Source organism: Paenibacillus cymbidii, assembly GCF_004764705.1.
Classification (GTDB): domain Bacteria; phylum Bacillota; class Bacilli; order Paenibacillales; family NBRC-103111; genus Paenibacillus_AN; species Paenibacillus_AN cymbidii.
This window is the reverse complement of sequence record NZ_SHLX01000063.1, coordinates 1-8790: the sequence shown is the minus strand read 5'-3', so window position 1 is coordinate 8790 and position 8790 is coordinate 1. Positions and strand designations below refer to the sequence as shown.

Genomic DNA, 8790 nt, shown 5'->3' with positions numbered 1-8790 from the left:
CTGAACGTTTGGTGATGATGGCGGAGGGGACCCACGCGTTCCCATCCCGAACACGACCGTTAAGCCCTCCAGCGCCGATGGTACTTGAACCGCAGGGTTCCGGGAGAGTAGGACGTTGCCAAGCGCATCTAATATTCCCTGATAGCTCAGTCGGTAGAGCACTCGACTGTTAATCGAGTTGTCGCAGGTTCGAGTCCTGCTCGGGGAGCCATTTTGGAGAGGTGTCCGAGTTGGTCGAAGGAGCACGATTGGAAATCGTGTAGGCGTCACAAGCGTCTCGAGGGTTCGAATCCCTCTCTCTCCGCCAGTAACTACATACGAGGCCCGTTGGTCAAGGGGTTAAGACACCTCCCTTTCACGGAGGTAACAGGGGTTCGAATCCCCTACGGGTCACCATTATTCTCGGGCGCTTAGCTCAGCCGGGAGAGCATCTGCCTTACAAGCAGAGGGTCGGGGGTTCGATCCCCTCAGCGCCCACCATTACAATACCGGCATATGAAACAGGATGTTTCATTGCAGGACACCCCATAGGGTGATATAATAACGACGCGGGGTGGAGCAGCCCGGTAGCTCGTCGGGCTCATAACCCGAAGGCCGCAGGTTCAAATCCTGCCCCCGCAACCAAATTCCTCAAGATTCGTTTTGAGGACCCCGAGAGGGGCACTAATCGCGGAGCCGTGGTGTAGAGGCCTAACATGCCTGCCTGTCACGCAGGAGACCGCGGGTTCGAATCCCGTCGGCTCCGCCATTTTTTCTTTTGGCTCGGTAGCTCAGTCGGTAGAGCAGAGGACTGAAAATCCTCGTGTCGGCGGTTCGATTCCGTCCCGAGCCACCATGCTCCATTTGCCGCTGTAGCTCAACTGGTAGAGCAACTGACTTGTAATCAGTAGGTTGGGGGTTCAAGTCCTCTCGGCGGCACCACCAATCGACGCAATGGTCGATTTTGACAAGTTCATAGCCTGGAGGATTAGCGAAGTGGCCAAACGCAGCAGACTGTAAATCTGTTCTCTGACGAGTTCGGTGGTTCGAATCCATCATCCTCCACCATTACAGGGGCATAGTTTAAAGGTAGAACAAAGGTCTCCAAAACCTTTGGTGTGGGTTCGATTCCTGCTGCCCCTGCCAAGCAGGATATTATGGCGGTCGTGGCGAAGTGGTTAACGCACCGGATTGTGGCTCCGGGATCCGCGGGTTCGATTCCCGTCGATCGCCCCATTTTATAGCTTGTTAAGATTGGGGATTAGCCAAGCGGTAAGGCAACGGACTTTGACTCCGTCATGCCTAGGTTCGAATCCTAGATCCCCAGCCATTTTATATGCGGACGTGGCTCAGCGGTAGAGCATCGCCTTGCCAAGGCGAGGGTCGCGGGTTCGATTCCCGTCGTCCGCTCCATTTTTATTCAAACGGCGCCATAGCCAAGTGGTAAGGCAGAGCTCTGCAAAAGCTCTACCCCCAGTTCGAGTCTGGGTGGCGCCTCCACAATTTTGCCGGAGTGGCGGAATGGCAGACGCACAGGACTTAAAATCCTGCGGGGGCGACCTCGTACCGGTTCGAGTCCGGTCTTCGGCACCAGCAGCTTGTTTCTTAATCTTATGTGCCCTTAGCTCAGCTGGATAGAGCGTTTGACTACGAATCAAAAGGTCAGGAGTTCGAATCTCTTAGGGCACGCCATATTTCTGAAGTATCTAGCAAGATTTTTTTATCATATGCCGGCGTGGCGGAATGGCAGACGCGCTCGACTCAAAATTGTACGCGCCTCAAGTATAGCGCGGCGAAAGCCAAGAACCCGCATGACATATAGCTTTTCCGAAACAGGAGGCGCGCTTTTCTCGCTTAACCCGCGCCAAACTCCCTAAATTTCAACCGCTTTTGCAGCACCGCGCTTTTGTCAGGACGTAACGCGGCCAGGTTGTACGCGGCTGGTGTGTAGAGGATAACTCGACAGGGAAATTCAGTCAAGTGGACCAAAAGAAAGAAAATTATTGATGATTCTTCGTGAATTTGTTATACTATTTCAATATGCCGGCGTGGCGGAATGGCAGACGCGCTCGACTCAAAATCGAGTCCTAACGGGTGGAGGTTCGAGTCCTCTCGCCGGTATCAACTAAATCATGAAGCGCTCAGGGATAATATCTTGGGGGCTTTTTTAGTTGTAGTGTGGTGATTCTGACTTGAAAATCGAACAAAATTATGTATGCACTTATCGACTTCTCGAGAATCATGTGAAGGGGATGGGGGGAGAAAGTAAGCGGCAAAGGGATACGCAAGGAGATACCAATGTCCATGTTTGTCGGACATAATTTGGTTCTTGCTGTCTAATCTTACAGATTCGATTTCGATGACCCGTCACCCTCAAGTCTATAAAGGGTGGCGGGCTGATTCTAAAATAATGTAAGTTATTTCATAACTATACTACTACGGTGAATATGTTTATGCTTTGACCATAAAGCTCTTAGATCATTTTCGTGTTTTAAGGATGCGCGGTGCTCAAACCCTCGTTCACCCCATAGAAGCCAAACTAGAGTTTGACTGGTTTGAGTCAAATAAAGCTTCAACAAATCTGTTCGTAGATACAATAGATAGGAGCGAAATGAATCTCGATCGCCTTTAAACTCTCTATAAATTGTTGCGGCGCGTCCTTCTCTATCGTAGAAGTCCCATTCGCCCTGACGGTTCGATAACCCGAAGTGTTCGCAAAGTGCAGGGGCAGGCAAGATGATTCCGTTCACTTGATTAAGGGCACTGTGATAGCTCTCCCAACCAAATTTAAACGCAGGCACCTCTACAGGAATACCGCTTCCCTTATAATTGTCGAATGCATCTTGTACGTCACGTAGCGCACGGCCATCTAAAGCACGAAGAGGGCTGCCGAATCGCGGTGACCATGGGAGCTCTCCAGCGTAAGTATAATAATCCTCTTGCGGTTCTGGGATTGCCATATTGCCTGGATATTCAATTTTATCAAACGAGATTAATAATTTCTCAACCTGTTCATACCCCACACACAAACCTGGCAGAAAGGTGAATATGCGCCTTGAATCCCCTTTGGAAGACTGTTCAATGTAACCATGAAGCAAAGTCCAAGGCCCTGGCAGACCGTCCACTTCTTCAGATTCTAATAGATGGGCGTAGTTAGGGGTAGGGCCATCTTTGATCCATGTCCGAGGTTTTGTGGAAAATTCGGCAAATAAATCAGGTAATGCTGGTTGCCAAGTTCGTGCAGTCTCAGGGAAGCTAGGGTCTATATCGACATCAGGTGGGCGTTTATTAACTCTCCGATCAGGTAATGTCCCATTATCGTATCGGTAACCATACATTTCAAAAAATGCTATCCACGAATATTTTTTACCGTATCGGTCCACTTTCGAAGTTTCTCGGCTTACGGTTCGCCATGAAGAGTTGCCAATTTCTCTGTCTACCTTATCAAACTGAGTAGATGTGTATCCTAACTCAGCGATTCTGAATTCGATTTGTCGTCTGACTTCTTGATACATAGGATTTTCGAAGTCATAGTTTTGTCTGTTCGGAATCAGTTGACCTATTGTATAATTCCCAAAATCCAAATGAATTGCGCTCTCCACGCTGGATATACTTGTATCGTCTACATCATCGAGTTTTAGGAATGGAGAAGGGATATGTTGAAACGGAGGCTTAAGGTAATGCGCTTTGTCCTCCGGTATACATCTCGGTTCTATTCGTGTTGCCAGATCGATTACACCTAAAGCGTATTCTCTCGTCAGGATATGGCGTGTGGAATGTAGGGCTTCCGGGACAAACATTTCGTTTACCAGTTTTAGTGCAAAATTCGGAAGCTCTCTTCTCACTTCATCCCCACAAGGATCTGACCAAAGTGACATCGAAACTCCATAGCAAGCTGCAAGCATGCGTTCCGGAACATAGGGATCATTTATTCCTAATGAGTTAAGAGTTAGTTCAAACAAGTCCTGCGGATAACGAAAACCGAACCAATACAGGGTGCGAGTAGCGTGATCGCGTAGCAGTCGAACTGTACTAGTGAGGGTCCACATGATCCACAAAGCGCACAGTTTATTTCGATCATTATGCTGTTTTTCCGTCCGTAAACGTTGTTCAAGCCACTTCAAATCTTTAAGTATTTCGTTTTGTTGGTTTCGGACCCATTCACTCCATCTGAGATCACGCTCTGAAATCGGCATGGGTCGTAACACGTCGTCTAAAAATTCTGCGTTAAGAGGATGAGATTGCGCCGCGCGGGTCACCCAGAGTCGTTCAAAGAGATCACGTTGCCCGCTCGGAATTGTAGCTACGAGCGCGGCCAGCTGTGATATCGTCTCGCTATCGAGATACAGTTTATCCAACGAGGCTGCTGCATAGAGAGCTTTGGCTCGCTGCGGCCCATCGAGTAATGACCAAAGTTGTTGTCTATACATCTTATGCGGCACTAGTCCTACTAAGGAATGGAAAATGTCGCTTGCAAACGGATGTCGTTGAACCGAGTCTCCATCCAGTAAAGAAATGGTATATGGATCATTCAACCAGGATGCAAACTGTTGTCCGCTGTGTTTTCCAATTAACGCATCCGCTATGAGATGTCCGGCAAGTGCATCATAAACAACGATAACGTGATTTGGTCCGTGGTGATGGTCTGACCCTCTAAGAAGTATACCTTCTTGTTCAAAAGCACGAACGATACTTTGATCCCATGGGCGGCCATCGTCTTCGAGATATCGGCGAATATCTGTTAAATTCAAGCTGCGTGCATTCATTTCCCACAAGCAAAGACCAATTTTACTAATCGCAGTTCTAACATCGGACTCATAATAACGATGAGACCGTGGAGATAATTCTGCTAAACGCTCTGCAACTTGGTCAAGGTATCGTTCAAACAAGGAAGTGAGTGAGCCTGGCATGGATTCAACGCCTACAATTCGTGTTCGCTTGGGATTCGTTACCTCGCAAAATATTCGCAATGTGAGCGGATGGTGGAGCATTTCCCATGGTAGCATCGCGTCGGAAGGATCAATCCGGTAGTATCGGAAATACCTCCGCGCGGCGTCTTCAATGTCGTGCTCAAAACCTGTAATATCGAGACGCTTGATTTCATTAGGAACAGCCTCTTCTATGAAATCCGAACGCAGAGTGCATACAACAAGCACATAAGGATATTTACTTAGTGTGACACTCAATATGGCAAGCTGATCCTTCCAATCACGAGGGTCCTCAGCTTCGTTTAAGCCATCAATGACAATAGGGAGGCGTCTGCTAGCACGCTGCCCTGCCGCATCCACAGCGGCTAGCAATTTCTCAAAGCTTGGTATAGGATTACCATTGATAACAATCCGGGTCGCGAGCGCATCAAGGCTCCCCCTCGCTGCAAGGTTGCGTCCATGGAGCAGAATACCTGCAGGGCGATCTTTTTTCGTAGCTGTGAGTTGAGCTGACATTTGGGTTTTTCCAAAGCCTGCATCAGCCACTACCGCGACCAATCGACTATTGAATATTTGGTGTAGATCAGAGAGTAATTTGTAAGCCATTTTGATATCTGCTACGATATTGGTGACCGGCAATACAATTGGATAACGTCCAGCTCTTAGACGTCTGACTAAGATGCTCCATTCTAAATTACCATTTCGTTGGCCTGACAGTTCTTGTTTTACAACTTCATAACCCCCGTCTGCTAGAGTAGTATGGGTCTGCTTTAAAGCATTTGCGATGTCTATTGAGCTCTCGACGAGCCTATTGACTTCTTTTTCAAGGGTTTCGGGTAGATTGAACATTCCTAATCTAATAGCCGCCGCGCCATTTTGAAGCTGGTCCGCAACATCCTGTAAAGCGACCCACGAATCTTCCTCTCCTAGCATTCGACGCAGGGCTCGTTCAGCATCTACTATTTGATGTACCTCGGGGAGCCATCTTCCTCGAATTCGTTCAATCATCTCCGTGTGCTTTTCATGTAGTATGTCCGGAGTAAGTACCAGTTCACCGAAATAGGTTCCACGGAAAATTTCTGCTGGTCCACTAAGGTGTTCTTCAACTTCCGATGCGGTCCAAAGATGCAATGCCATGGTCGTTTCCAGATTATAGAACCATTGTTGATCGCCTTCAGTTAGCGAATATCTAGTCCATAACACCCAATCGGTAAGTTCGGGTAATAATCTTTCAGTAGTTGTGATAGCTTCTTCAATTTGACGACGACGAGTAGTACCGATAGCTCGACCTGAAGGCAAGTCATACCACTTGCATTGCCACCCATACCAACGTGTAGGCTGGCCCAGTAAACACTCTGTATGTAACTTCAAATGAAATTCAATCCCCGGTTGATTGGCTAAAAATCGAAAATTACCGAACTGACCGTAGTGTCGCCGTATTAGAGCTCGGCATAAGAGTTCGAAATTCTTCGCATTATCTCCAGGCAATTGTTCAAATGCATTCCAACTTACAGCCGGCATGATACTTTCCTCCCTCGTACATGTTACTCAACGTCCGTATCCAGTGTCTGGATAGTCATGAGCAGAGTATACTTCGACCCGGGCTCCTTTATCGAGTAGCACCTTCAGAAATGCCATTACATCTATTTCATCTGTAGTGATGGAAATCTTATTATTTTTGATATCAACTCGAACGTCATAAAGGAATTGCTCAAGGTCTGATGGGTTAAGTGAGTACATCTTCGATGTTCCCAGAAGTTCCAACATCCCATCACTAAATCGATCTTGGGAGGTTTCATGATCTCGCTTCTTTTCTTCATCGATGCGCATCTGTTGAATTATTTGGTCAATCAGCTTAGTTGCTTCCTCTGCATCAGCAGCTTCCTTAAATTGACCAATCATCACGAGATTCATAGAATGTTCGGAACCATAGCCATTCCATATTTTCATTCGTACCTTCCCCCTGCCGTTTCGAGTATTTCTAAAGCATGCATTATTCCCTTTGAGGAGATGATAACACCGGAATCATCAAACGATGAGCGTTTCACAGCACCTGAAGCGTCAATATGAGCGTAAGCGCGCAGTCCCTTCTCATTAGGAAAAGGATCACAAATTGAGAACTGTTCGCTACCTGCTTCGCTGATTCGTAGCGGGATCGGACTTTGAAACGATTTGATCTGTGCACGTAATTTCATTATTGTTTGGTTATCAATGCCCCCATATCCTCGTACAGGTTGTTCTGGAAGCAGCAAAAATTCAGAAGCCCCGTATTCCACAGCCAGTGCGATTCCATCGTCCAAATCAGGCAAGGTCAATTTGTTGACAAGGTAGTTAATCCCAAATGGAGCGATCTGATGGATCAGTTCAAGTTGTTGCACAAAAGAAGAAAAACGTCTGTTGCGTAGTCCTTCGTACGTAGGACCTACTCCATCCATGCTTACGCGAATAAAATGAATATTTCCTTTTAAGTCTGAGGCTACACGATCATTGATGCGGTGTCCGTGGGTTGTGAATGTCGCTGCCATACGAGTATTTCTAGAAACATGTTTGCATACGTCTATGAAGTTTTTATACAAAGTTGGCTCTCCACCTCCAAATCCGACACCAATACAGTCATTTGCATCAAGCTCATCCAACCATGCAAAAAGCTGCTCATTACTCAATTTGGCAGAATGCTTTGGTGCATAGCAATGGGGACATTCAAGATCGCATGTGTTTGTTAAGGCGATGGAAACATGACGCGGTGCAGCGGACCATTGTTCTTGAGGAATTCTTAGCTCGTCAAATAGAAGGTTAACCCCAGTCTGACGATCGAATAGTAGGAGACCATCGGGTCCCATTCTTACTTTGATCTTTTGCGTGAGATGTCTACTTGAAATTTCATTGTAGCGAGCATACATTTGTGTACCTCCAATTCATGCTACCCTTTGAGTACATCTTATAATAAGAAAGGTCATTATAGTAGGCTTAATTAAATTGGCAGGAGGAGCGGAATGCATTCGCTCTTCTGGCACGTCGGACAGATGTACTTAACTTGCCCGATGGAAAGGGGGCTGGGCTTTTTCTTTTTGGCTGGTTTTCGCTTTTTCTATACCGGTGAGATCGCCATCCTCTCTAAACAAGCCTGCGTCATCCGGCAGCGGGCATATTTCCCCCGTAGTTTCCCTTCCTGCAGGCACACTTCTCCCTTATACTCATAATAACACTCGCATCTCGGACAAACGAGCGGGTCCTTTCCTGTCGTTTGTTTGACACGTTCCCGCCAAAATCTCCGCTTCAGCACGCGCTGCACCCGCACGACCCACTTCCGGCTCTGCTCTTGCCACACGTGCAGCAACTTCTTGCTCGCTATCTTCGTCCGCCGCGAGTAGATGCCGTAGTACCGGATCGTCTTGAAATGCTCATCCGGGATATGACGGATCAGACGTGTGATGAACTCCTCTTCCGTCACGCGCTCTTCCTTCTCTTCATCTTCCCCGCTCGACTTGTCAGGGCAGCTGAACACCACATCTTCCCCGTCGTACTCCTTGATCCGATGCACCGCGATCGTCAGTCGCCGAGTATACCGTCCGATGTAGAATGATGTGAGCGGCTTGCATCAAACCGTTAGGGGACAGACGGAAGAAAATATTCCTATTCTGCTTGAACTGGACATTGTGGCCGGAATTGTGCAAGAGGATCGATTCGTGCTGGAAACCGAAGATATGGGCAACGTGGAAATGGTGATACCGAACGGGGGATATGGCGATACTGCAACTGCGTATTCCGGAAACTTTGGACAGTCATTCCGGTAAGTAATGGACAGTTATTCCGTTAATGTTTGGACATTCGTTCCGGAAACTTTTGGACACCTGAACTCTCTCAAGAAGGCTCTTTTCTTACA

Annotated in this window: 3 protein-coding genes, 17 tRNA genes, 1 rRNA gene and 1 pseudogene; 18 read left to right on the top strand and 4 right to left on the bottom strand. The window is 47.5% G+C overall.

What is annotated here, in order from left to right:
* Nucleotides 1–7 precede the first annotated feature (7 nt).
* The 18 genes from rrf (at nucleotide 8) to EXY20_RS38460 (ending at nucleotide 2100) form a co-directional block, all read left to right on the top strand.
* A 5S ribosomal RNA gene (gene rrf / locus EXY20_RS38545) occupies nucleotides 8–124 on the top strand.
* Between the two features lie 11 nt (nucleotides 125–135).
* Nucleotides 136–211: transfer RNA gene (locus tag EXY20_RS38540), tRNA-Asn, on the top strand.
* Nucleotides 212–215: 4 nt separating this feature from the next.
* A tRNA-Ser gene (locus EXY20_RS38535) sits at nucleotides 216–307 on the top strand.
* Between the two features lie 14 nt (nucleotides 308–321).
* A tRNA-Glu gene (locus tag EXY20_RS38530) sits at nucleotides 322–396 on the top strand.
* 8 nt (nucleotides 397–404) lie between these two features.
* Nucleotides 405–480, top strand: a tRNA-Val gene (locus EXY20_RS38525).
* A 67-nt stretch (nucleotides 481–547) separates the two neighbouring features.
* Nucleotides 548–624, top strand: a tRNA-Met gene (locus tag EXY20_RS38520).
* A gap of 47 nt (nucleotides 625–671) precedes the next feature.
* Nucleotides 672–748 (top strand) — tRNA-Asp (locus EXY20_RS38515).
* Between the two features lie 11 nt (nucleotides 749–759).
* Nucleotides 760–835: transfer RNA gene (locus EXY20_RS38510), tRNA-Phe, on the top strand.
* A gap of 10 nt (nucleotides 836–845) precedes the next feature.
* Nucleotides 846–921 (top strand) — tRNA-Thr (locus EXY20_RS38505).
* 40 nt (nucleotides 922–961) lie between these two features.
* Nucleotides 962–1047, top strand: a tRNA-Tyr gene (locus EXY20_RS38500).
* Nucleotides 1048–1051: 4 nt separating this feature from the next.
* Nucleotides 1052–1125, top strand: a tRNA-Trp gene (locus tag EXY20_RS38495).
* Between the two features lie 14 nt (nucleotides 1126–1139).
* Nucleotides 1140–1215 (top strand) — tRNA-His (locus tag EXY20_RS38490).
* 19 nt (nucleotides 1216–1234) lie between these two features.
* Nucleotides 1235–1309 (top strand) — tRNA-Gln (locus EXY20_RS38485).
* An 8-nt stretch (nucleotides 1310–1317) separates the two neighbouring features.
* Nucleotides 1318–1392 (top strand) — tRNA-Gly (locus EXY20_RS38480).
* A 13-nt stretch (nucleotides 1393–1405) separates the two neighbouring features.
* A tRNA-Cys gene (locus EXY20_RS38475) sits at nucleotides 1406–1479 on the top strand.
* Between the two features lie 7 nt (nucleotides 1480–1486).
* Nucleotides 1487–1572 (top strand) — tRNA-Leu (locus tag EXY20_RS38470).
* 22 nt (nucleotides 1573–1594) lie between these two features.
* Nucleotides 1595–1671 (top strand) — tRNA-Arg (locus EXY20_RS38465).
* Between the two features lie 350 nt (nucleotides 1672–2021).
* A tRNA-Leu gene (locus tag EXY20_RS38460) sits at nucleotides 2022–2100 on the top strand.
* A 296-nt stretch (nucleotides 2101–2396) separates the two neighbouring features.
* Here EXY20_RS38460 and EXY20_RS38455 read toward each other — a convergent pair.
* The 4 genes and pseudogenes from EXY20_RS38455 to EXY20_RS38440 all read right to left on the bottom strand — a co-directional run.
* On the bottom strand, nucleotides 2397–6428 hold the full coding sequence (locus tag EXY20_RS38455) for an NACHT domain-containing protein (protein ID WP_135557753.1): 4032 nt from the start codon (nucleotides 6426–6428) through the stop codon (nucleotides 2397–2399).
* A 27-nt stretch (nucleotides 6429–6455) separates the two neighbouring features.
* Nucleotides 6456–6857, bottom strand: coding sequence for a DUF6375 family protein (locus EXY20_RS38450; protein WP_135557752.1), 402 nt, complete (start codon nucleotides 6855–6857; stop codon nucleotides 6456–6458).
* A complete protein-coding gene (locus EXY20_RS38445; RefSeq protein WP_135557751.1) occupies nucleotides 6854–7807 on the bottom strand; it encodes a radical SAM protein in 954 nt (317 codons plus the stop codon). The genes EXY20_RS38450 and EXY20_RS38445 overlap by 4 nt, the downstream gene beginning before the upstream one ends.
* A 129-nt stretch (nucleotides 7808–7936) precedes the next feature.
* Nucleotides 7937–8484 (bottom strand): annotated as a pseudogene (locus EXY20_RS38440) (transposase); the annotation flags it as partial.
* Nucleotides 8485–8790: the final 306 nt, after the last annotated feature.